General features: G+C 72.3%; 20 protein-coding genes. 9 read left to right on the top strand and 11 right to left on the bottom strand.

Annotated features, from left to right (window positions below; translation table 11 throughout):
* Positions 1–69: 69 nt before the first annotated feature.
* Positions 70–1,305, bottom strand: coding sequence for a PucR family transcriptional regulator (locus QBL25_RS38940; RefSeq protein ID WP_409061673.1), 1,236 nt, complete (start codon positions 1,303–1,305; stop codon positions 70–72).
* 108 nt (positions 1,306–1,413) lie between these two features.
* Between QBL25_RS38940 and QBL25_RS38935 the strand changes: the two genes are divergently transcribed.
* The 4 genes from QBL25_RS38935 to menC all read left to right on the top strand — a co-directional run bounded on the left by QBL25_RS38935 (position 1,414) and on the right by menC (position 5,577).
* On the top strand, positions 1,414–2,274 hold the full coding sequence (locus QBL25_RS38935; RefSeq protein WP_409061672.1) for an SGNH/GDSL hydrolase family protein: 861 nt from the start codon (positions 1,414–1,416) through the stop codon (positions 2,272–2,274).
* 254 nt (positions 2,275–2,528) lie between these two features.
* Positions 2,529–3,620, top strand: coding sequence for a M20 family metallopeptidase (locus QBL25_RS38930; RefSeq protein WP_409062936.1), 1,092 nt, complete (start codon positions 2,529–2,531; stop codon positions 3,618–3,620).
* Complete coding sequence (locus QBL25_RS38925) at positions 3,617–4,435, top strand: GNAT family N-acetyltransferase (protein WP_409061671.1); 819 nt, start codon at positions 3,617–3,619, stop codon at positions 4,433–4,435. Before QBL25_RS38930 ends, QBL25_RS38925 begins: the two co-directional genes overlap by 4 nt.
* 41 nt (positions 4,436–4,476) lie before the next feature.
* Entirely contained in the window at positions 4,477–5,577 is a 1,101-nt protein-coding gene (gene menC / locus QBL25_RS38920) for an o-succinylbenzoate synthase (RefSeq protein ID WP_409061670.1), read from the top strand.
* A gap of 12 nt (positions 5,578–5,589) precedes the next feature.
* Here menC and QBL25_RS38915 read toward each other — a convergent pair whose 3' ends face one another.
* From QBL25_RS38915 to QBL25_RS38895, 5 genes are all read right to left on the bottom strand, one after another.
* On the bottom strand, positions 5,590–7,242 hold the full coding sequence (locus QBL25_RS38915) for a PucR family transcriptional regulator (protein ID WP_409061669.1): 1,653 nt from the start codon (positions 7,240–7,242) through the stop codon (positions 5,590–5,592).
* Positions 7,243–7,411: 169 nt separating this feature from the next.
* Positions 7,412–8,104, bottom strand: coding sequence for a GNAT family N-acetyltransferase (locus QBL25_RS38910; protein WP_409061668.1), 693 nt, complete (start codon positions 8,102–8,104; stop codon positions 7,412–7,414).
* Positions 8,101–8,964, bottom strand: coding sequence for a class I SAM-dependent methyltransferase (locus tag QBL25_RS38905; RefSeq protein WP_409061667.1), 864 nt, complete (start codon positions 8,962–8,964; stop codon positions 8,101–8,103). Before QBL25_RS38905 ends, QBL25_RS38910 begins: the two co-directional genes overlap by 4 nt.
* A 63-nt stretch (positions 8,965–9,027) precedes the next feature.
* Positions 9,028–10,707, bottom strand: a complete 1,680-nt coding sequence (locus tag QBL25_RS38900; RefSeq protein WP_409061666.1) for an MFS transporter — start codon at positions 10,705–10,707, stop codon at positions 9,028–9,030.
* 500 nt (positions 10,708–11,207) lie between these two features.
* A complete protein-coding gene (locus QBL25_RS38895) occupies positions 11,208–12,293 on the bottom strand; it encodes an NAD(P)/FAD-dependent oxidoreductase (RefSeq protein WP_409061665.1) in 1,086 nt (361 codons plus the stop codon).
* 105 nt (positions 12,294–12,398) lie between these two features.
* On the opposite strand from QBL25_RS38895, the gene QBL25_RS38890 reads away from it, so the two are divergent.
* Positions 12,399–12,992 carry a helix-turn-helix domain-containing protein gene (locus QBL25_RS38890; protein WP_409061664.1) on the top strand — a complete coding sequence of 198 codons (594 nt, stop codon included), beginning with the start codon at positions 12,399–12,401 and terminating at the stop codon, positions 12,990–12,992.
* Positions 12,993–13,103: 111 nt separating this feature from the next.
* Positions 13,104–13,973 (top strand): class I SAM-dependent methyltransferase, encoded by an 870-nt coding sequence (locus QBL25_RS38885; protein ID WP_409061663.1) that lies wholly within the window; start codon positions 13,104–13,106, stop codon positions 13,971–13,973.
* A gap of 260 nt (positions 13,974–14,233) precedes the next feature.
* Here QBL25_RS38885 and QBL25_RS38880 read toward each other — a convergent pair whose 3' ends face one another.
* The 3 genes from QBL25_RS38880 to QBL25_RS38870 all read right to left on the bottom strand — a co-directional run bounded on the left by QBL25_RS38880 (position 14,234) and on the right by QBL25_RS38870 (position 17,557).
* A complete protein-coding gene (locus QBL25_RS38880) occupies positions 14,234–14,899 on the bottom strand; it encodes a histidine phosphatase family protein (protein ID WP_409061662.1) in 666 nt (221 codons plus the stop codon).
* A gap of 108 nt (positions 14,900–15,007) precedes the next feature.
* A complete protein-coding gene (locus QBL25_RS38875; RefSeq protein ID WP_409061661.1) occupies positions 15,008–16,144 on the bottom strand; it encodes a PQQ-dependent sugar dehydrogenase in 1,137 nt (378 codons plus the stop codon).
* A gap of 261 nt (positions 16,145–16,405) precedes the next feature.
* Positions 16,406–17,557, bottom strand: coding sequence for an FAD-dependent oxidoreductase (locus tag QBL25_RS38870; RefSeq protein WP_409061660.1), 1,152 nt, complete (start codon positions 17,555–17,557; stop codon positions 16,406–16,408).
* A 263-nt stretch (positions 17,558–17,820) separates the two neighbouring features.
* Between QBL25_RS38870 and QBL25_RS38865 the strand changes: the two genes are divergently transcribed.
* Positions 17,821–18,384 carry a TetR/AcrR family transcriptional regulator gene (locus QBL25_RS38865; RefSeq protein WP_409062935.1) on the top strand — a complete coding sequence of 188 codons (564 nt, stop codon included), beginning with the start codon at positions 17,821–17,823 and terminating at the stop codon, positions 18,382–18,384.
* A 293-nt stretch (positions 18,385–18,677) separates the two neighbouring features.
* Positions 18,678–19,943, top strand: coding sequence for a phosphatase PAP2 family protein (locus QBL25_RS38860; RefSeq protein WP_409061659.1), 1,266 nt, complete (start codon positions 18,678–18,680; stop codon positions 19,941–19,943).
* A 30-nt stretch (positions 19,944–19,973) separates the two neighbouring features.
* On the opposite strand, the gene QBL25_RS38855 is transcribed toward QBL25_RS38860, so the two are convergent.
* Both QBL25_RS38855 and QBL25_RS38850 read right to left on the bottom strand, forming a co-directional pair.
* Positions 19,974–20,501 carry a DinB family protein gene (locus QBL25_RS38855; RefSeq protein WP_409061658.1) on the bottom strand — a complete coding sequence of 176 codons (528 nt, stop codon included), beginning with the start codon at positions 20,499–20,501 and terminating at the stop codon, positions 19,974–19,976.
* 86 nt (positions 20,502–20,587) lie between these two features.
* Positions 20,588–21,334 carry an SAM-dependent methyltransferase gene (locus QBL25_RS38850; protein ID WP_409061657.1) on the bottom strand — a complete coding sequence of 249 codons (747 nt, stop codon included), beginning with the start codon at positions 21,332–21,334 and terminating at the stop codon, positions 20,588–20,590.
* A 133-nt stretch (positions 21,335–21,467) separates the two neighbouring features.
* Between QBL25_RS38850 and QBL25_RS38845 the strand changes: the two genes are divergently transcribed.
* Positions 21,468–22,085 (top strand): helix-turn-helix domain-containing protein, encoded by a 618-nt coding sequence (locus QBL25_RS38845; RefSeq protein WP_409061656.1) that lies wholly within the window; start codon positions 21,468–21,470, stop codon positions 22,083–22,085.
* Positions 22,086–22,133 lie beyond the last annotated feature (48 nt).

Below are 22,133 nucleotides of genomic sequence, written 5' to 3'. Positions count from 1 at the left end.
TTCTGCCGTGCCCGCGCGCCCGGGGCCACGGACTTCCGGGGCCGGACCGGGTGCGGGGTGCGGACGCGCTCAGGCGTGCCCGTCTGCGTGTCTTCGGGCGGATCCCGTCGCGTCGTACGCGCTCAGTGCCGCCCGCAGTGTCAGCAGATCGGTGTGCGCGGCCAGGTCAAGGCCGGTCAGGGTGGCGATGCGGCGCAGACGGTAGTCGACGGTGTTGGGGTGCACGTGCAGGCGTGCCGCCGTCTCGCGGCGGTCCAGGTTCGACGCGAAGTACGTGCGCAGGGTCGCCGGCAGGTCCGGCCCGTCCGCCAAGGGGGTGAGCAGGGCGGCCAGGTGGGCGCGGGCGGGACTGGCGCGGGTGAGCTGGTAGTCCAGGAGCAGCGCGGTCAGGGGATAGACGCCCGGGGGCCGGCCCGTGCCCGTCGCGGTGTCGCGCAGCTCGGTGGCAAGCCGCACGGCGTGCGGCACGTCGGCCGGGGTGCTCGCGGCGACACCGGCGACCAGCGGCACACCGCTGACGGTGATGAGGGAGGCCGTCAGCCGCTCCAGGCGGGCCCGGTCGATGGCGGGCGCGTGCTCCGGTGCGGCCTCGGAGGGGATGAGCGCGAGGCCCTCGTCGGCGGACAGACGGGAGAGGACGGGCTGGCCCAGGGCGCGGTCGAGCTCCGTACGCAGCCGCCGGATCTTGCGCCGGGAGGCCACGGTGGTGTCCACGTCGTCACGGTCCTCGTCCGGGTGGCGCCCGATGGTGAAGGCCAGGACCAGATAACAGGGCGGCAGGCGTATCCCCAGGTGGGCGGAGTCCAGTTGAGGTCCTTGTCCCTCGAGCAGGGCGGACAGGACGGTGTGCCGGGCCGCGTCCCGCTCACCGATCAGCGACTGGCTCTCCTCGACGTATCCCGAGGTGACGGCGGCCGTGATCTCCCGCAGGCAGTCGAGCAACAGCCGGTGGGCCTCGATCAGGTCGTGCGGGTCGGCGGTGGCCGTGACCTCCTCCACGCAGATGCGGGCCCCGTGGTGGTAGGCGCCGACGACCGCCTCCACGGGCAGGCGTTCCTCCGCGCGCCGGGCCGCCGAGCGGCGCACCGCCTCCAGGAACGCGGGCGGTGGCATGCGTTCGGTGCGCAGCACATCGGCGAAGGCGCGGATCGTCATGTCGACGATGGCCCGGACGTCTCCGTGCAGCTCCTCGGCGGGCAGCCGCCCGTAGACCGGCAGGTCGTCCGCGATACGCCGGGTGACCGTCGCGGCGAGCCCCGGCACGTCGGCGATCAGGAAACGGCCCACGCTTTTGTCACCGGTCACAACTGGCCCCTCGGAAAGTCTGGTCGCGCGCCCAGCACACCAAGGCGGCGATGGCCCGGATCATAAGGGCGTCCGTTACCCCCGGTACACCCCCACACAGGAGAGCCCGTGCGCACCACACGCTCCCGCACCGCCGCGGCCTTGGCCGCCGCCCTGTCCGCCTGCGTCCTCGGAACGGCTCCGGCCGGCGCGGCGCCCGCGCCGGCCGAGGAGCCGCTGGAGTACGTCGCCATCGGCGATTCGTTCGCGGCAGGCCCCCTCATCCCCGACCAGAGCCAGTGGTCCTGTCTGCGCTCCGCGCGCAACTACCCGGCGGTGGTCGCCGACGCGCTGGACGCACGGCTGACCGACGTCAGCTGCTCGGGCGCGAAGGTGAGCGACTTCGCGGGCCGCCAGTTCGGCCTGCTCCCGCCCCAGTACGAGGCCCTCAAGCCAAGCACCGACCTGGTCACCCTGACCATCGGAGGCAACGACGTCAGCCTCGTCGCCACGGCGCTCGGCTGCGTCAACCTCCTGCCCGAGCCCGCGGGCCTCTCCTGCGCCGACACCGCCGCAGCCAAGGGCGATCCCACCGCGAAGGCGATCGAGGCCTGGAGCGCCACCTTCGGCCGGGCCCTCGACGAGGTACAGCGCCGCGCGCCCCACGCGCGGATCGTCGTGGCGGGGTACGCCACCTACATCCGCGAGGACGGCTGCTGGCCCACCCAGCCCATCTGGGGCAAGGACGGCAACTACCTCCAGGCACGCGTGAACCAGCTCAACGGCGTGCTCAAGGAGCAGAGCAGGTCCCACGGCGCCACGTACATCGACACCGCCGCCGTCAGCGCCGGGCACGACACCTGCGCCGCACCGTCCGAGCGCTACATCGAGGGGCTGGTGCCGACCAGCGTCGCGGCCCCTCTGCACCCCAACGCCCGCGGCATGGCGGCCTTCGGACAAGCCATCGCCGGGGCCGCGGCCCGCTCGTGACGCTTGCGCCTCGGGTCCGCGCCCGTGCCGTACCGGCGCGGGCGCGGACCCGGCTCTTCGCGCGGGGGCGATGAGCGCCGGCCACTCGTCCGGGGATACGGACCGCGCTGTCGATGTTGGTCCCCTTCGACGAACCTCGCTCTTTCCGACTCGCATAGCCTCACAGGCATGCATCAAAGGAGGAGCCGAAGGTGACCGACGAACTGCCGATGAGCCCCACCACGCCGGGCCGGCCCGCACTCACGCTGCCCGCGATGCTCGCGGACCTCGAAGAACTCGTGGTGTGCGAGTCCTTCTCCTCCGACCTGGACGCGGTGGCACACAGCGCCGACGTCGTGGCCGCCCAGGGGACCCGCCACCTGGGCGTCCCGCCCGACCGCATCGTCGTCGACGGCGTCACGCACCTGCGGTGGACGTTCGGCACGCCCCGGGTGCTGCTCCTGGGGCATCACGACACGGTGTGGCCGATGGGCTCGCTGGCCACCCATCCGTGGTCGGTGCAGGACGGCATCGCCCGCGGGCCGGGCATCTTCGACATGAAGGCCGGCCTGGTGCAGATGTTCCACGCCCTGGCCGCGCTGCCCTCCCTGGAGGGGGTCTGCGTCCTGGTGACCGGCGACGAGGAAGTGGGCTCCGACGCGTCGCGAGCACTGATCGAGGAGGCCGCCGGGCAGTGTGCGGCGACCCTCGTCCTGGAGGCCTCGGCCGACGGCGGCGCGCTGAAGACGGCCCGCAAGGGCACCTCCGCCTACGAGTTGGTGGTGCGGGGCAAGGCCGCCCACTCCGGCCTCGAACCGGACAAGGGCATCAACGCCGCCGTGGAGGCCGCCCATCTGATCCTCGCCCTGGACACCCTGGCCGAGGAGATCAACGTCGACGCCCCGCGGGACTGGCGCACCACCGTGGTCCCCACGGTGGTCGGGGCCGGCACGACCACCAACACGGTGCCCGCCGAAGCACGCGTCTCGGTCGACGTCCGCGTCCCGACCCTCAGTGCCCAGGAGCGGGTCGACAAGGCGATGCGCGCGCTGAAGACCACCGTGCCCGGAGCCGTCCTCGACGTGCGCGGCGGCCCCAACCGGCCGCCGCTCGAAACGACTTCCTCGGCCGGTCTGTTCGAGCGGGCCCAGCGCCTCGCCGCACGGGAGGGCCTGGGCAAGCTGTCCTCCGCGGCGGTCGGCGGAGCGTCCGACGGGAACTTCACCGCCGGGCTCGGCTGCCCCACTCTCGACGGCCTGGGTGCCGTCGGCGGCGGAGCACACGCCGACGACGAGCACCTGGTCGTCGCGGAGATGGTGCCGCGCGCCCGGCTGCTCGCGGCCCTCGTCGAGGAGGTCGCCCGGTGAGCGCCCCGGACGACCCGGCACCGGGCACGCGGCACGGCCTGGTCGTACAGGAGCTGCACGCACTGCACGAACTGGAAGGCGCCAACGCGCTGTTCGAGGAGATCTGGGGCAGCTCCCCCGGCAGCTCGCCCATGGGCGTCGAACAGATGAGGGCGCTGTCCCACGCGGGCAACTACGTCGCCGGAGCCTTCGAGGACGGCCGGCTCGTCGGCGCCTCCGTGGCCTTCTTCGCGGCCCCGGCCGGAGAAGCCCTGCACTCGCACGTCACCGGCGCGCTGCCCGGCCGCCGCGCGGGCCTGGCCCTCAAGCTGCACCAGCGCCAGTGGGCCCTGGAGCGCGGGCTGCGCCGCATCACCTGGACCTACGACCCGCTGGTGCGGCGAAACGCCCACTTCAACCTGACCAAGCTGGGCGGACGGCCGGTGGAGTACCTGCCCAGCTTCTACGGCGCGATGGACGACGTGATCAACGGCGGTGACGACACCGACCGTGCGCTCATCGCCTGGGACCTGAACAACGAGCCGGCCGCCGCCGCGTCCCCGGCGCGCTCCGTGCCCGTGGTGGTCCCCGACGACGCCGTGACCGCGCTGTCCGTGCGCGAGGGGCTGCCCGTGGCCGGCCCGCGTGACGCCGCGACGCTGCTCGTCGAGGTCCCGCCGGACATCGAGGGGCTGCGCCGCACCGACCCCGGTGCGGCCAAGGCGTGGCGCCTCGCGATGCGCGACGTGCTCGGCGGCCTCCTCGCCGAGGGCGCCCACGTCACCGGCTTCCACGACCGCCGCGCCTACGTCGTCACGCGCGACGCCACCGCGTGACCCTCGCCCCCCTTTCTCCCCCGCACCTGGAGCCAAGCAGCATGAAGATCAACGGAATTGAACTGCGCCGGATCGCGATGCCCCTGCGGGCACCGTTCCGCACCTCGTTCGGCGTGGAGACGGCACGTGACGTCCTGCTCGTCCGCGTGGTCACGCCCGACAGCGAGGGCTGGGGCGAATGCGTGGCCATGTCCGAGCCGCGCTACTGCTCCGAGTACGTCGACGGGGCGGCCGACGTACTGCGCCGCTTCCTGATCCCGGCGCTGCCCGCCGTGGCGGACGCGCACGCGGTCAAGCGCGCGATGAAGCCGTTCAAGGGCCACAAGATGGCCAAGGCGGCGCTGGAGACGGCCGTGCTCGACGCCCAGCTGCGCGCCACGGGCCAGTCCTTCGGCTCCTACCTCGGCGCCGACCGCGAGCGTGTACCGTGCGGCGTCTCGGTGGGCATCATGGACTCCGTCCCCGCGCTCCTGGACGCCGTCGGCGGCTTCCTCGACGAGGGATACGTCCGCATCAAGCTCAAGATCGAGCCGGGCTGGGACATCGAGCCGGTCCGCGCGGTGCGGGAGCGGTTCGGTGACGACCTGCTCCTCCAGGTGGACGCCAACGCCGCCTACACCCTGGCCGACGCACGCCGCCTCGCCCGGCTCGACGCCTTCGACCTGCTGCTCATCGAGCAGCCGCTGGCCGACGACGACCTGGTCCAGCACGCCGCGCTCGCCCGGCAGTTGCGCACGCCGGTGTGCCTGGACGAGTCCATCGAGTCCGCCGAGGACGCCGCCGCGGCCATCACGCTGGGCGCCGCCTCGATCATCAACGTCAAGCCCGGCCGGGTCGGCGGCTATCTGGAGGCCAAGGCCATCCACGATCTGTGCGTGGCCCACGGCGTGCCCGTCTGGTGCGGCGGCATGCTGGAGACCGGCCTGGGGCGCGCCGCGAACGTCGCGCTCGCCGCGCTGCCCGGCTTCACTTTGCCCGGCGACACGTCCGGCTCCAGCCGCTACTTCGCCACGGACATCACCGAGCCCTTCGAACTCGCCGACGGCCATCTCTCCGTCCCCACCGGACCGGGCCTCGGCGTGGAGCCGGTCGACGAGATCCTTGAGCGCGTGACCACGGCCAAGGAGTGGATCCAGCTGTAACGGCCGCCCGTCTCACGCCAGCCCTTCCGCGTCCGCGGGACGCATCAGCCGCAGTTGCAGCATGAGGGCGAAGCGCACCGAGGGATCCCCCAGGTCGATCTCCGCCACCTCGGCGACCCGGCGGATGCGGTAGCGGAAGGTGTTGGGGTGGACGAAGACACTCGCCGACGCGGCGACGACGTCGCCGAACGCGTCCAGCCACGCGCGCAGTGTCTCGACCAGGTGCGAGCGGTGCCTGGTGTCGTACTCCACCAGGCGGGCCACCGGACTGAGCAGCTCGTCCCCCTGGACCGCGGCCAGGTCCCGCAGATCGAGCAGCAGCGCGTCGATGTACACCTCGTCGATCGACGCCACCCGCCTGCTGCCCAGATCGCTCATCAGGACGCGCAGCGTACGGTCCGCCCGGGTGCGGGACCGGCCGAGCGCCGAGGGGTCGGTCGCCACCGATCCGATGCCGATCACCACCCGTGACCGCTTGCCGGCCCGCTCCAGGAAGTTGGCCGCGATCTGCCGGGCCCGTTCGCGGCCGGCCACCGGATCCGCCGGTACCGGCACGACGGCATACGCCACGTCGCCGAGCAGCGCGAGGGCCGACCGCGGCTGCACCGCGTTGAGGTGGATGCCCAAGGCGCTGGTCAGCCGCTGCCGTTCCGCCGCGAGCTGGGCGTGATCGCCCTTCTCCCCGGCGAGGCCCATGGCCATCACCACCGTGGGCTCCTTCACGAGACCCAGCCGGTCCAGGGCGTCCACCGCACCCGTGCCGCCTTCGAGGACCGTGCTCACGAGGTCGGCACGCAGCCGGTTGCGCGCGTCGGCGCCCGCCCGGTAACGCAGCAGGTGCAGCGCGACGAGCTTGGCCGCGTCCTGGAACGCCTGCTCCCGGTCGGGGGTCAGCGGCTCGTCCACGGCGGCCCACACCGACCCCAGGAACTCGTCCCCGGCGCGCACCGCGACGGCCACCCGCGGGATGGCGGTCTCGCCCTCCTCCACGGTCGCCGGGGCGATGTGCACGGGCCGGTCGCTGCGGTACAGCTCGCTGAAGACCCCGCGGCTCTCCAGGATCCGCAGGTAGCCTTCCGGCACCTGACGGGCCAGGATCGTGGCGACGCGGGACTGGTCGGCCTCGTCCTGGCGGCCGGAGAAGGCCAGGATGCGCTGGCGCCGGTCCTCGATCGTGATCGGCGCGTCCAGCAGGGTCGCGACGGCGTTGGCCAGCGCGAACAGATCGCCGGACGGCACTCCCCCGAGCGTCTCCACGCCCGCGTCACCGACATCCCCCTCGGTGAGCAGCGTGCGCAGGAGCTCGGTGAGCTGCGACCACGACGCACCCTGCGTCAAGCTGATCAGGACCACCTTCGAGGCCGCCGAGGCCTCGGCCAGCGCCTCGTCCCGCTCCACCGGACCGCGCACCACCAGGGCCGCCGCACCGTGCTCGCCCACCTCGTGCAGGAGCCGGGCGATCTCCCGCGGGCCATAGACACCGACGCCCAGCACGATGGCGCGCTGCGGGTAGGCGACCGGATCCCCGGGATCGTGGATGACGACCCCGCCGACCTCCTCGGTCAGCTCGGGGTGTCCGTGCACGAGATCGAGCAGGGCAGGACTGAAGTCCTCGAGCACACGGGCAAGGCTGGTCCGAAGGTTCTTCGGCACGTCACTGATCACCACCTCAGGCTATGAGGGCGACTATCACCGACGTTCGTACGCAGCTCCAAGTCGAGGCGAGAAAATCGTCTGCCGGCACCAATGGCAGGGTCACCTGGGGCGCACAGGGCAAGGAGCAGAGGGGAGCGACAGGACCCGGGCCGCCAAGGTCAGGGGCGATCAGGGGCGATCAGCGGCCTCGCAGTGCCTTCCAGTCGTCCTCGAGGATCGAGTACTGGACGATGTCGTGCCACACCCCGTCCACATGCCCGTAGTGCCGCAGCCGTCCCTCCCGGACCATGCCGGCCTTCTCGATGGCCCGCTGCGCGGCGACGTTCGACGGCATGAACCCCGACCAGATGCGGTGCAGGCCCAGCCGGTCGAAGCCCAGTACGCCCAGCAGGAAGCCGATCTCCACGCTGTGGCCCACGCTCACCCGGTCCGCGCGCAGGGCCAGGCCCACCTCGGCGCTCCGGTAGCCGACGCGGACCATGCCGCCCTCGCCCGACTGATCCTCGACGATCAGCTTCGCCGAGCCGATCAGCTCGCCCGTGGCGATGTCGCTGACGCCGAGACGGTAGTGCGAGCGCGGCGTCCGCCGGGCCCCCGCCCTGGCCTGCTCGACCAGCGCCGCGGCGTCGGAGCGCCGGAACGGCGGCATGCCGAACTCCCGGGTCGTGCGGACGTCGCCGAAGATGCCGAGCACACCCTCGACGTCGCCGGGCAAGAACTCCCGCAGCCGCAGGGTCGTTCCTTCGACGAGGACGCCGCGCTGCTCAGGCACCGGCTCCGGCACCGGCCGCTCGTCGACCAGCGCCTGGGGCGCTTCTCGCGGCGGCCACAGAGTGGCTTGCTCCCGCTCGGCTTGCAGGCGTTCCGTCATGCGCTGACTCCTTGGTGCTGTTTCGTCGGGCCGAACGACACGCGCGTGACCCACAGGGGTTTCCGCGTACGGATCGCAGGAAGGAAGGTGGCCAGGGGGAGCAGCCACCCGCAGAGAAGCCCCCGGCCCCGGGGTGCGCGCACTGCCCGTACGGAGGCGACGTTGGGGTGCACCGCACGCAGCGCGCGCTGTTCGCCCGGCGTCATTCCCCAGAGCATCGGGGGCGGGCGGTAGCCCGCGGGGTACGTCCAGCGCCCGCGCTCGGTGCGGGCGGCCATCCAGGCGGGCGGGGTGTCGAAGACCAGTTCCGCCCCGGGGAACCGGGCGGCGCAGTCCTCGATGAGCCGGTGGACCACGTCCCGCGGGAGATACATCAGCATCCCCTGGGCGAGGATCAGCACCCCGCGCGAGGCGTCGACCTCGTCCATCCACCGCGGGTCGGTGGCCGAACAGGGCAGCGTGCGGTGGCGCGGGGCATCCGGCAGCAGCCGCCGGCGCAGCGCGGCGACCTCGGGGAGATCGACGCCGAGCCACTGCACCCGGCCGTTGTCCACGCGCCAGAACTGCGTCTCAAGCCCCTCCCCCAGCGAGACGACCGTGCCGTCCGGATGGTCGGTGAGGAAACGTCGCACCACACGGTCGTAGCAGCGCGCCCGCACCGCCATGCCTTGCGCGTAACCCCAGTTGCCGGTGCCGAACCGCCCCTCGAAGGGGTAGTCCACGGCGTCGACCACCTCGATGGCCTTCGGGTCCCGCAAGGCCGAGCCGGGGTCCTTGGCGGCCAGAGCGCGGTGGTGCAACGTCCACAGCGTCGTCTCGGCGACGCCATCCAACTCGGCCTTCCGCTTCTGTCCGTTCATCCGGCGATGGTCACAACACTGTCGGCGCCCCAGCAAGGAGCGTCACTCCTGCGAGCGCATAGATCACTCCTTCAGTTGGGATTTCCTACCGTGCAGAACCTCCCCTGCCTCAAGCCGCGTGTCGCGGAGCCGTGTTGACGCCGGCCGCCGGTCCGGAGGCCGCGGTCCGCGCGTCAGGACGTAGAGGAACAGGAGGGCCATGACGGCCACGCCCGCCCACATCGCCTGCTGCCAGCCGTCGACGAACGACTCCTTGGCGGCGCGGATCAGCGCCTGGGCGTGGGCGCCGGATCCGTCCGCGGCTCCGATGGCGTTGGCGACGCCCTCGCGTGCGGTGTCGGCCGTGCCCTCGGGCACGCCTTCGAGCCGGGAGTCGATGGCGCCGCGGTAGCCGGCCGACAGCAGCGCGCCGAGCAGGGCGACACCGAGCGCGGTGCCGAACTCCCGCGTGACGTCGTTGAGCGCGGAGGCGACGCCCTGGCGCTCACGCGGCAGGGAGCCGGTGATGGCTTCGGTCGAGGGCGTCATCGACAGGCCCATGCCGGTTCCCATGGCGAGCATCCCGGGCAGCACCGAGAGATAGCCGCCGTCCACGGAGACGAAGACGGCCATGATCGCCAGTCCGGTGCCGGCCAGCGCGATGCCCGTCGCCATGGTCGCGCGGGCGCCGACGCGCACGGCCAGCTTGGGGGCCAGACCCGACGCGGCCATCATCAGCACCGCCATGGGCATCAGCGCCAGCGTGGCCAGCAGACCCGACCAGCCCAGCACGGCCTGGAAGAAGGGGAAGAGCACCACGAAGATGCCCGCCTGCACGCCGAACACCGCCAGGAGCGTGATCGAGCCGCCGGCCAACGACTGCTCGCCGAAGAGCCGGACGTCCAAGAGCGCGGCGTCCCGGCGGCGCAGTTCCCAGGCCACGAAGCCCACGGCGGACAGCGCACCGACGGCGAGGCCCAGCAGGGTCGCGGGGGCGGTCCAGCCCCGCTCGGGCCCTTCCTGGAGGACGAAGATGAGCCCGACCACCGCGACCACGGACGTCAGGGCGCCCACGGTGTCAAACCCGTGCACCGCCTGGTCACGCGAGTTGGGAACCGACCGCAGGGTCATGGCCAGGGCCACGACGACCAGCGCGACGGGCAGCACGAACAGCCAGCGCCAGCTCGCCACGTCGACCAGGGCTGCGGAGAGGAACATCCCCAGGATGCCGCCGCCTCCGGCGACGCCGGTCCACACGCCGATCGCCCGGCCGCGTTCCTCGGCCGGAAAGGTGGAGGTGATGACGGCCAGCGTGATCGGCATGATCATCGCCGCGCCGATGCCGCTGAACAGGCGTGCGCCGAGCATGACTTCGGCCGATGAGGCCAGTCCCGCCACCACGTTGGCGACGCCGAAGACGCTCAGACCGGCGAGCAGCATGGGCTTGCGGCCCCAGCGGTCGCCGAGCGCGCCGAGCGGCAGGAGCAGCGCGGCCAGGGTGAGCGTGTAGATGTTGATGATCCACAGGATGGTGCTCTGGGAGGCGCCGAAGGCGATGGCGAGGTCGGGCTGGGCGACGTTGAGCCCGGACACCGACGCGATGACCGCCATCAGGGCGATACAGACGGCGATCAGGATCGTACGACGCCGACGTGCGTCCGGCAGGCCCGCGTCGAGGCCGTGCTCGGGTCCGGCGGGGTCAGGGGTGCCGACGGGATCGGCTGGGTCGGGGGGCGTCAGCCGTGGGGGCCGGTTCATGGTCATGGGGTCCTCTCCGAGGGCGTGCAGAGATCGACGTTCGAGGTGGGGGCGGGGGGTGGTTCGAGGCGCCAGGGCATGTGGAGTCCGGCGCCGGGCTCGTCGGCGAGCGCGGTGGCAGTACGGGTGGGCGGCAGGCCGCGGGCTGCGCGGGGGCAGGAGGCTGAGGCGGCGGGCGTCAGGCGCTGATGGCCTGGCCCTGAGCAGCGGCGATCGTCGGGCGCTGGCGGAGGGGCCGCTCCTGCACGGCGGCGGACGTCAGGCGCTGCGGGATGGGCCGCCCCTGCGCAACGCCGGGAGTCAGACGCTGCGGGATGGGCCGCCCCTGCGCAACGCCGGGAGTCAGACGCTGCGGGATGGGCCGCCCCTGCGCAACGCCGGGAGTCAGACGCTGGTGCATGGCCCACCCCTGCGCAGCGGCGAGCGTCAGGCGCAGGTGGGCGCTCGCCGCCCCTGCGCTGCAGGAGCGTCAGCTACTGAAGGACCGGCCCCGCACGGCAGCAGCGTCAGGCGCTGACGGACCGGCCCCGCGCAGCGGCGAGCGCCGCCTCGGTGTCGGCGGCCGCCAGATCGGCGTTCATGTGGGCGCCCGCCAGTGCGCCCGCCGCGGCGGAGGCGCCCACCTGGGCGGAGAGGTCGGTGGCGTTGCCGGCCACCCATAACCCCGGCACGTCGGTGGTCCCGGCCGTGCCGGTGGTGAAGTGGCGGCCCATGCCGCCGGGCATGTCCCGCACGGGCAGATCCAGTTCGGCCAGGCCTTCGGTCCGGGCTTCCATGGTGGGGGCGACGGCGATGACGCTCCGGGGCACCAACTCACCGTCGCTCAGGCGTACGCCGGCGATGCCGCCCTCCGCGGCGGTGACGACCTCGGTCACCGGGGTGTCGACGACGCGGATGCCGCGCACGGCGAAGCGCGCGCGGGTGTCGTCGTCGAGGTCGTTGCCGCGGGTGAAGTAGACGAGGTCGTCGGTCAACTGGCGGAACAGCAGGGCGTGATGCACGGAAGCAGGCCCGACGGCGAGAATCCCGATGGGCTCGTCGCGCACCTCCCAGCCGTGGCAGTACGGGCAGTGCACCACGCCGTGCCCCCAGTGGTCGGCCAGGCCGCGGACGTCGGGCAGGACGTCTCGCAGCCCGGTGGCGACGAGCAGGCGGCGCGCCGACAGGGTGCTGCCGTCGGCGAGGGTGACCGTGAAGCACGGGTCCCCTTCGGCGGAGGGGGCGGCCGGGGCGGCGGAGACCACCTTCCCGGTCACGACCAGCCCGCCGTAGCGGCGTACCTCCTCGCGCCCCCTGCGCAGCAGCTCGGCCGGCGGGGTGCCGTCCAGGGCGAGCAGGCCGTGCACGCCGTCGGCTGGTGCGTTGCGCGGGGTGCCGCTGTCGATCACGACGACCGTGCGGCGGGAGCGGACGAGCATCAGCGCGCCGTTGAGGCCCGCCGCACCGCCGCCGATCACCACGGCGTCGACGGTCTGCCCCGGCAGCTCGTCCGTCGCGTAGGCGGCTGCGGTCGCAGCGGTCCCAGGACTCGCGCCGGCCGTCGCGCTTCCGGTGTTCTTGGCGCCCCGGGCCGTCCTCGTGGTCGTGGACATGGCGTCGCACCCCTTTCCTTCACGTCGTTCCCGCGGCCCCCGGCGGATCGGGGCCACGCTCACGACGATAAGCACGTCTTGCGACATGGGCATACGATGTTGCCTATGACGCAAGACAATGACGAGCTGGACAGCCTGGTACGCAAACGGATCCGGGCCCTGCGGGTGGCACAGGGCTGGTCCCTGGAAGAGCTGGCCACCCGCGCCTCGGTCAGCCAGTCCACCCTGAGCCGGATCGAGAACGGCCAGCGGCGCCTGGCCCTGGACCAGCTGGTCACCCTCGCGCGGGCCCTGGACACCTCCCTGGACCAGCTCGTCGAGACGGCCACCGACGACGTCATCAGCAACCCGGCGATCGACGGGGCCCACGGGCTCATGCGCTGGCCGATCAAGGCGGAGCCCGGCATGAGCGTCGTACGGCAGCGGATGACGAACCCGCCGCCCGACAACCCCGCCCGCATGCGCGCGCACCCGGGCCGCGAGTGGCTCGTCGTGCTGTCCGGCACCGCGGTCCTGCTCCTGGGCAACCGGCGCTTCCGCGTCGAGACCAACCAGGCCGCCGAGTTCCCCACGATGCTGCCGCACGCCATCGGCGCCGAGGGCGGCCCCTGCGAGATCCTGGGCATCTTCGACCGCGACGCCCGCCGCGGCCACCAGCGCGAGGACCGCGAGAACGACAGCGGCCGGACCGGGGCGTGAGCCCGCGAAAAGACCTGGTCAGTTGCGCGTCCGGCAGGATCGCGGGCGATCTTCTTGCGCACTCCGGGATTCATGGTGCCGTACACGCATGGGCGGCTTAGCGTCGTCGGCATGAACCACGCTGCCGCCCACGCGGGCCACCACGGCGCCGACCACCCTTCCCACCATGAGCCCGACACCGCGAGCCAGGCGGAGATCCTCGATCTGGACGCCGAGGTGCTCGCCGAGCACCTCGCGTCCATCACCGCGTGGCTGCCCCTCGCGACGACGCCGCGCCGGATCGTGGACCTGGGGTGCGGGACCGGCGCCGGCACCTTCGCCCTGCTCGCCCGCTTCCCCGAAGCCGAGGTGACGGCCGTCGACGCGTCGGCCGACCACCTGGGCCGCCTGCGCTCGCGGGCCGAGGAGCTCGGCACGGCCGACCGGGTGCGGACCGTGCAGGCCGATCTCGACGCGCAGTGGCCCGACCTCGGGCGGCCCGAACTGATCTGGGCCTCGGCGTCGATGCACCACATGGCGGACCCCGACCGGGCCCTGCGTAAGACGCACGACCTGCTCGCGCCCGGCGGCCTGTTCGCCGTCGTCGAGCTGGCGGGCTTCCCGCGCTTCCTGCCCGCGGACGCTCCGGCGGAGCGGCCCGGCCTCGAAGAGCGCTGTCATGCCGCTCTCGATCGCCACGAAGCCGGGCACATGCCGCATCGCGGCGCCGACTGGGGCCCCAAGCTGACGGCCGCCGGATTCACCGTCGAGGCCGAGCGCACCATCACGGTGGACATCGACGGCTCCCGCAGCGCGGCGGTCGGCCGGTACGCGCTCGGCAGCATGAAGCGCCTGCGCGCCGGTGCCGCCCACGCCCTGACCGCCGAGGACCTGGCCGCCCTCGACCACCTGCTCGACGACGACAGCCCGCTGAGCATCCTGCGCCGCACCGACCTCGCGGTCCGCACCGAACGCGGCGTCTGGGCGGCCCGCCGCGCCTGACCCGGCCGTCCCGGCCCGGATGCGCGGTTCGACGCCGCGTCGAGGCGCGCGCCCAACAGGCGGAAGCGGGCCGGTGATCGTACGGTAGCCGCATGCGTTCCCGAGGACGCTGTGGGTGGGCCCGTTTCCGTTCGCACGTGGCGGGCCCACCCTCTTGTGCGCCGAGGCACATGCGCCGGGCGCGAGATCCGGCGAGGCATCACGGCCTACGTGGCGCGCTGACCAGGGGCGGCGAAACGCACGCCGCCAGACCCGGTGGGTCAGGCCACCGGGGCGGCGACCTCTCCCGTCGGGCCGCTGTCCTCGGGGGACTCCCCTTCGGGTCCCAGCGGGCGGCCCTCCCACAGCAGGGCCCGCCAGCCCTCCTCGGGCGAGCCGTCGAGGATCACCACGCCGGTGTTGGCCAGCGGGTGACCCGCCGCGTAGGAAACGTCGACGTTGGCGGCCCGGGCGGCCACCCACGTGCGGATCACGGCGCCGTGGCTGACCATCGCCACCGTGTCCGCTCCCGTCGCGGCCGCCTCGGCGACGACGGCGTCGAAGCGTCCCAGGGCCTCCACGCCGTTCTCGCCTCCGGGCATCCTGCGCTCGGTGTCGCCCGCGGACCAGGCGAAGGCCGTTCCCATGTAGACGCCGGCGGCCTCGCTGTCGCCCCGCATCTCCAGATCCCCTGCGATCAGCTCCCGGAGGCCGTCGCGGATCTGGGCCCGGAGTCCCTTCGCGGCGGCGAGGGGCGCGGCGGTCAGCTGGGTGCGCACCAGCGTGGAGACGTACAGGGCGTCGATCTCCTCGCCCGCCAGTGCCTGCGGCAGCGCAGCCGCCTGGTCCTGGCCCAGCGGCGTCAGCGCCGGGCCCGGCGCCCCGGTGTCCAGGAGGTGCTTGAGGTTGGACGGGGTCTGACCATGGCGTATGAGCAGCAGGCGCATGCGGGGACTACCTTCCCTGGACGGCGATGGAACAAGCTCTTCCACTCTGCCACCCATGTCCGTGGTCCCCGCACGCGGACGGGCCGGACGGCCTGCGCCGGGCCGCCGCTAGGCCGGGGTGATCCGGTAGACGCTGCCGCCGATGTCGAGCACGTACAGCTCGCCGTTGCCGCCCTGGGCGAACGAGATGACCTCCCCGCCGTTGACGCCGAGGTCGCTCGCGCCGGTCACCTTGCCGTCCTTGATCTGCAGGGCGCGGATCGTGCCGTCGCAGTAGTCGCTGAAGACGTACTGCCCCTTGAGGGCCGGGATCGCCTTGCCCCGGTAGACGAATCCGCCGGTCACCGAGCAGCCGAGGCCGGTGCGGTCGTACTCGTACACCGGAGGCACGTGGTTCGCGGGCTCCGTGCCCTCACGGAAGGGGTGGGTGCCCTCCATCTGGGACCAGCCGTAGTTCTCGCCGCCCTCGCTGTTCGCGGGAGCCCGGTCGATCTCCTCCCAGGCGCTCTGGCCGACGTCACCGATGAACAGGTCGCCGGTGGCCTTGTCGAAGGAGAACCGCCAGGGGTTGCGCAGCCCGTACGCCCAGATCTCGTCCCTGGCCTTCGGGTCGTCCACGAACGGGTTGTCCCGCGGGATCGCGTACGGCTTGGCGCCCCTCGGGTCGATCCGCAGCAGCTTGCCGAGCAGGGTGTCGAGGTTCTGCCCGTTGCCGTGCGGGTCGCCGCCCGAGCCACCGTCGCCGAGCGCGATGTAGAGGTAGCCGTCGGGGCCGATCTTGATGTCGCCGCCGTTGTGGTTCGGATAGGGCTGCGTCTGGGTGATGACCGTGCGGCGGGTCTCCGGCCGGATCTTGCCCTTCCGTACGGCGAACTCGTCGACGGTGCTGGTGCCTTCGAGGTTCGTGAACGAGATGTAGAAGTGCGCGAACTGCCGGTCGAACGCGATGCCGAGGAGGCCTCGTTCGCCGTCGGTGGTGGTCTCCTTCGATATGTCGAGAACAGGCGCGCTCAGTCCCTTGTGGTCCAAGACGCGCACGGTGCCCGCGCGTTCGGCCAGCCAGACCGTGCCGCCGGGGCCGGCGGTGCCCGCGGTGGGGTTCGCCGCCGTGGTCACCTTCTTCAGCGCGACCGCCGGGGCTTGGCGTGAGGCGGCGGGCTCGTCGGCGGACGCCGTGGTCAAGGCGAGGGAAGCGATGAGGCAGACGGCACCGATGAGGGCCGTGCTTCTGGTGCGAACGTTCACCGTGATCCTCCTGGAGGCGGCGAAAGGGGGAAGTCACCCGGCTGCTAGGGGCAGAAGTGAAGGGGTGTCGCCCGCGCCAGCACGCAACCTGGGTGGGGGGATGGTGTGCCACTGGCCACGCATGAGAATACTGGGACTACCGTTGCTGGTATAGACCAAGGCGCATCTCATCTGCCGTCAGCTGTCGCCCTCTGCCGCCATCTGCTTCTGCGATGGCTCCAGTTGAGCGCTCCCCCGGCACGCCCGCGCCCCCAGTGCCACTCAGTGCCGCTGGGTCATGTGCGCCAGGGCCTGCGCGGCGCTGTCCGGCGCGAAGGCGCTGTCGATACCCTCGGCCGCCCCTTCGGCGGCTTCGACGGAGCGCGGCAGGAGTGCCTTCTCGTACGCGGTGATCGCCTGATCGACGGTGGGGTGGTCGACGAGGGCCCGGGCGAGGTCGGCGCCGTCGAGCATCGCGAGGTTGGCGCCCATCCCGGAGAAGGGGGACATCAGGTGCGCGGCGTCGCCGAGGAGCGTGAGACCGGGCGTGGAGGCCCAGGTGTGCGGGACGGGCAGGGCGTACAGCGGGCGGTTGGTGTAGCCGGTGGCGGCGCCGGTGATGAAGGCGAGCAGGTCGGGGCTCCAGCCGGTGAACTCGGCGAGCAGGGCTTCGCGTACGGCAGCGGTGTCGGTGAGGTCGAGGCCGGCTGCGCGATGCCAGTGCTCGTCGGTGCGCATGCCGACGTACACCCGGACGTGTCCGCCGCTGTTGCGCTGGGCGACGAAGCCCTGGTTGTCGTCCAGGGCCATCATCGTGCCGTCGCCGGTGAGTTCGGCGAGGCGGGGGTGGCGGCGATCGACGTCGTCGAGGCCGGCTTCGACGAAGGTGACGCCGGTGTAGACCGGTGTCGCGTCGGACAGCAGGGCGCGCACCCTGGACCAGGCCCCGTCGGCTCCCACGACGAGGTCGGCTTCGGCGGAGGTGCCGTCGGTGAAGTGCAGGCGGTGGGTGCCGTCACCCAGGGGTTCGACGTGGGTGAGCTTGTGGCCCCAGCGCACCGTGCCCGGCGTGAGGGAGTCGAGCAGGAGGGCGCGCAGCCGGCCGCGGTCGATCTCGGGATTGCCTCCGGTGGGGTCGGATGCGGGCGGCAGCGCGTCGAACAGGATCCGGCCGTCGCGGCCGACCAGTCGCATCTGCCGGCCCTCCGGACGGGCCTGGGCCAGGAAATCCTCCAGGAGTCCGGCCGCGCGCAAGGCTTGCTGGCCGGTGTCGGGCTGCATGTCGAGCGAGCCGCCCTGGCCGCGTGCGGTGCGGGAGGCGTCCGCGTCGTGGACGGTGACGGCGATGCCGTGCTCCTGGAGGACGCGGGCGCAGACCAGGCCGCCGGGGCCTGCGCCGACGACGGCGATGCGGGGTGCGGATGTGGTGGTCATGGGGGTGTTCCTTCCGTGTGGGACCCCTCGGCGGCGGGGCGACGGCCCGGCCTTCTGAGTTCAGGGAGGGGAGCGGCCGGGCAGTGCCTCGCGGCCGCCGCTCCAGAAAAGCACACCAACTAAATAAGTGCAACGACTCAACTTTTGAAGCTGAGCAACCCAAGAGGTAGGGTCCTGCCATGACCGACATCGAGACCGAGCACGGGGCGCAGGCCGGGACGGAGAGGGCGGCGGAGGCGGAGACCGGCGACCCCTCGGCACCGATGGGGCGCCGTGAGCGCAAGAAGGCCGCCACCCGGCAGGCCATCGCGGATGCCGCACTGCGGCTCTTCTCGGAGCGCGGGTACGACGCCGTCGGCATCCGCGAGATCGCCGACGCCGCGGACGTGTCCACCACGACGCTGTTCAAGCACTTCCCGGTCAAGGAAGCCCTCGTCTTCGACGAGGACGCCGCACAGGAGGCCAGCCTGCTCGCGGCCGTACGCGAGCGGCCCCGAGGCCGGTCCATCCCCGCGGCGCTGTGCGAACACGCGCTGCGGCACCGCTTGGCGGGCGCGGAGGGCGACGACCGCTTCCGGGACTTCTCCGAACTCGTCGACCGCACCCCGGCCCTGCGCGACTACCTCCAGAACATGTGGCTGCGCCACGCCTCGGCCCTGGCGCGGGCCATCGCCGAGGAGAGCGGTCTGCCCGCGGACGACCCCGGCTGCGCGGCGCTCGCCCACTTCGCCCTCGAAGCACCCCGGGCCGCCCGCGGCCACGAGGACCCCCGCCAGGCCGTAAAGCGCGCCTTCGAACTGCTGGAGAACGGGTGGAACATCTCGTGATCTTTATACGCGTGGAGCGGGAGTGACTGAAGTGTTCTGCGGGACGAAACTCACCCGTACCACCAAGCACACCGCTCCGCTAACATGATCGAACTCACGACGAGTGCCCCGATCGCCCCTACTTCACCAGGAACCAACGCAATCCAGCACGAAGAGTGAGCTATTACCCACAACTAACACATCGGCCAAAACAATTGATATCTAGAGCATCGCGAATTTCTTCGCACATCGACTACAAAGCAGCACTCGCCGCATGGCGTCAGCCGCGGGCGCTGGTGTGGACCGCGGTCGCCGTGGTCGGCCTCGGGTTCCTGGTCGTGCTGGAGATCGCCGCCCGTCACTACGGCGTGGCCGGGCCGATCACCAACCAGGCGCGAGAGGTGATCTTCGCACCCAAGTCGGGGCCCCTTCTGTACGCCGGCATGGCGTTGATGATGGTGGTCTTCACCTGGCGGCAGCGGTTCATCGCGATCGGTGTCGCGGCCGGCATCGACGTCGTCTTCTTCCTGGTGCGATGGGCCGTCGACGCCAAGATGATGTTCGGCAACGGCGCGTTGTGGGTGATCCTGGGCTGCGCGGTCATCGCTCTCACCCGTCGCACCGGCGCGGAGCGCGTCCTGCTCCTCAAGGGAGTCGGGCTGAGCCTGCTGCTGGTGGCCGGCCGCAAGACGGGCGACACCTGGCTGCTCATCACATCCAAGACCCGCCCCGCGGTGCTCGACCAGTACGTGGCGACGGCCGATCACGCGCTGGGCAACCCCTCGTGGGTGGTGGGCCGGATGGTCTCGGCCACCGGCACGGTGGGCGCCCACGTCCTCGACTACGTCTACATCCAGCTCGCGGTGGCCGCCGTCATCGTCGCGCTCTACCAGCTGCGCAACGTGTCGACCGAGCGCCGCTTCCCCGGCCACCACCTGGTGCGTACGTTTCTGGTCATCGGCCTGCTGGGACCGGCCATTTACATGATCTTCCCGGTGGTCGGGCCCATCTTCACCTACGGCACCGGCGCCTTCGGCACAGGGGGCGAGCATTTGGCCCTCGCCAATCTGTGGCCGCACACGCCGCCGTCGGTCAGCACCCCGCATTCCATGCCGTTCGACGAGGTCACTCCGCGCAATTGCATGCCGAGCCTGCACACCGCGTGGGCCACGACGATCTTCATTCATTCCCGCAAGGGGCCACGCCTCCTGCGGTACGCGGGCGTCTTCTGGCTGGTCGCCACGCTCGGCGCGACGCTGGGATTCGGCTACCACTACGGCGTGGACATCATCGCCGGCGTGGTGTTCGCCTTCACGATCGACGCGGCGCTGCGCTCGCTCGACCGCGGCTGGGACCGTGCGGGAATTCAGCTGGTCGCTTACGGCACGACGGTCTTCGCACTGCTCCTGGTGTCGTACCGCTTCCTGCCGATGCAGATGGCGGCCTATCCGTGGGTGGCCGGACCGCTTCTCGTGCTGGCGATGCTCTCGGTGGTCCAGGGCTATGTGCGGACCACGAAACTGTGGGACCCCAAGCCCGTACCGGCGCAGCAACCCGAACCTCAGCCCGAAATGGTCTGAGCCGTCGTGGTGGTCGGCCGCTGACCTCGGTCAGCGGCCGACCGCGCCGTCGATCCGCTCGCGGAGGATGTCGGCGTGACCGGCGTGCCGACCGGTCTCTTCGATCATGTGCACCAGGACCCAGCGCATCGACGGTGCCGTCCCTCGGCGCGGGGCCCGCGGGGCGGGCAGCGTCAGGTCCTGACAGGCGTCGATGACGGCGTTGGCGTGGGCGACCGCCTGCCGGTAGGCGGCGAGCAGGCCCTCGGCGGAGTCCTCCGGGGACGGCCGCAGGGTCCCGGGCCAGTCGCCGACGTCCTCGCCGAGGAAGTAGAAGCGTTCGACGCACGTCAGATGCTTCAGCAGCCCCAGGAGGTTCGTGCCCGAGGGCACGCCCCCCGTGCGGACCTGCGGCTCCGGTACGCCCGCGACCTTCGCCGCGATCGAGTCCCGCAGGTAGTCGAGGAAGCCCCGCAGGGTCTCCTTCTCGTCGGCGCCGGGTCGCGGGGGCCCGGTGTCCTTCGTCCGCGGTCGCGGCGGGGTGTGCGGGGGCGGTCGCCTCGTGCTGTTCTCCGGCATCGGGTCACTCCGTTCCGACGTGCTGACATGGGGATCGGCGGTCATTCCGGCAGCAGGCCCACGGTCATCGGACAGCGGGCCGGCGGTCATCCGTCGGAACGCTGGAGCAGCAGGACGTTGTCGGTGACGGTGGCCGTCTCCCCGGCGGGTCCGGTGGCCCGGCGTCGGGGCATGTCGGCGCGCAGGACGGACCAGCGTGCCGGGTCGAGATCCAGCTCGGCGGCGACCTCGGCGGGGGTGGGGTAGTGGAGGTCGGGGTCCTGGTCCCACGACCAGGGCGCGGTCGAGCCGTGGTCGACGACCAGCAGGAGGCCCCCGGGCCGCAGAGCGTTCGCGGCGGTACGCAGGACCCGGCCGCGGGCCAGGGGCAGCGGCGTGTGGAAGTACTGGGCGGAGACGAGATCGAACTGCCCGGCCGGGAAACTGTCGGCCAGATCGTGCCGTGCGGTGGTGACGTGGTCCGCGAGACCGAGCTCCCGGGCACGTTCCCGCACCCCCTCGACGGCGGTGGTGGAGACGTCCACGGCGGTGACCCGCCAGCCCTGCCCGGCGAGCCAGAGGGCGTCGCCGCCCGCGCCGCAGCCCAGATCCAGGGCGGCGCCGGGGCGCAGCTTGGCGGCGGTCTCGGCGAGCAGCGGGTTGACGCGTGGGGGCGCGGGGCGCCGGGAGCGGTAGTGCCGCTCCCAGAACAGCTCGGCGCTCTCCTCGATCGCACCGTGGTCGGCCGCGCTGTCTTCGGCCGCGTGTTCCTCGGCCACGTGTTCCTCGGCCGCGTTCTGGTGGCCGTCGACGGCGGTGTCGTCCATGGGTCGTCGGTCGCGGGTGGAAGCCATCTGAGGTGCTCCTTCGTCGACCGGCGTGCCGGGCACGGTGGGCCGCGCGCCTGTGCCGCCGGTGGTGTACGGACAGCATCGGCACCGCGCTTTCGCCCTTGCAAGAAAAGTTGCGGATCCGCATGATCGGGACATGAACGCCACCGACGGCCACGACCACCACGACCAGCACAGCGCGGGAGACGTCCTGGCGGGCGTCGGCCCGCGCCTGCGGGCCCTGCGCCGGGCGCGGGGCACCACGCTGGCGGGACTGGCGGACGAGACCGGCCTGACGGCGAGCACCCTGTCCCGGCTGGAGAACGGCAAGCTCCGCCCCACGCTGGAGCAGCTGCTGCCCCTGGCCAAGGCGCACGGCGTCCCGCTCGACGATCTGGTCGCGGCGCCACCCACCGGTGATCCACGCGTCCATCTGCGGCCGGTGAAGCGCTCCGGTCTCGTGATGGTGCCCCTCACCAGGCGACCCGGCGGCATCCAGGCGTACAAGGTCATCTATCCGCCGGCCGGTCGCAGGACCACCGTGAAGCTGCGCACCCATGACGGATACGAGTGGTTCTACGTCCTGGGCGGCCACGTCAGGTTCGTGCTCGGAGAGCGGGAGTTCAGCCTCGGCGAGGGTGAGGCGGCGGAGTTCGACACCCGCGTACCGCACTGGATCGGCAGCGCCGACAGCCGGCCCGCGGAACTGCTCGCCCTGTTCGGCCCGCAGGGAGAGCGCGCGCACCTGTCGCCGTCCGAACCACCCGAGCACTGACCCCATCGAGCGACCGGGCGATCAAGCGACCGAGCGACCGAGCGACCG

This window comes from Streptomyces sp. SYP-A7185 (assembly GCF_046103685.1).
Lineage (GTDB): Bacteria > Actinomycetota > Actinomycetes > Streptomycetales > Streptomycetaceae > Streptomyces.
The sequence above is the reverse complement of the archived record's forward strand: the minus strand, read 5'-3'. Positions and strand labels throughout refer to the sequence as shown.

Coding starts and splice junctions, on each gene's coding strand:
- QBL25_RS38930 (WP_409062936.1), top strand. CDS start 2,529: ATGCTCGCGGACCTCGAAGAACTCGTGGTGTGCGAGTCCTTCTCCTCC.
- menC (WP_409061670.1), top strand. CDS start 4,477: ATGAAGATCAACGGAATTGAACTGCGCCGGATCGCGATGCCCCTGCGG.
- QBL25_RS38910 (WP_409061668.1), bottom strand. CDS start 8,104: ATGACGGAACGCCTGCAAGCCGAGCGGGAGCAAGCCACTCTGTGGCCG.
- QBL25_RS38905 (WP_409061667.1), bottom strand. CDS start 8,964: ATGAACGGACAGAAGCGGAAGGCCGAGTTGGATGGCGTCGCCGAGACG.
- QBL25_RS38900 (WP_409061666.1), bottom strand. CDS start 10,707: ATGACCATGAACCGGCCCCCACGGCTGACGCCCCCCGACCCAGCCGAT.
- QBL25_RS38895 (WP_409061665.1), bottom strand. CDS start 12,293: ATGTCCACGACCACGAGGACGGCCCGGGGCGCCAAGAACACCGGAAGC.
- QBL25_RS38890 (WP_409061664.1), top strand. CDS start 12,399: ATGACGCAAGACAATGACGAGCTGGACAGCCTGGTACGCAAACGGATC.
- QBL25_RS38885 (WP_409061663.1), top strand. CDS start 13,104: ATGAACCACGCTGCCGCCCACGCGGGCCACCACGGCGCCGACCACCCT.
- QBL25_RS38880 (WP_409061662.1), bottom strand. CDS start 14,899: ATGCGCCTGCTGCTCATACGCCATGGTCAGACCCCGTCCAACCTCAAG.
- QBL25_RS38870 (WP_409061660.1), bottom strand. CDS start 17,557: ATGACCACCACATCCGCACCCCGCATCGCCGTCGTCGGCGCAGGCCCC.
- QBL25_RS38865 (WP_409062935.1), top strand. CDS start 17,821: ATGGGGCGCCGTGAGCGCAAGAAGGCCGCCACCCGGCAGGCCATCGCG.
- QBL25_RS38855 (WP_409061658.1), bottom strand. CDS start 20,501: ATGCCGGAGAACAGCACGAGGCGACCGCCCCCGCACACCCCGCCGCGA.
- QBL25_RS38850 (WP_409061657.1), bottom strand. CDS start 21,334: ATGGCTTCCACCCGCGACCGACGACCCATGGACGACACCGCCGTCGAC.
- QBL25_RS38845 (WP_409061656.1), top strand. CDS start 21,468: ATGAACGCCACCGACGGCCACGACCACCACGACCAGCACAGCGCGGGA.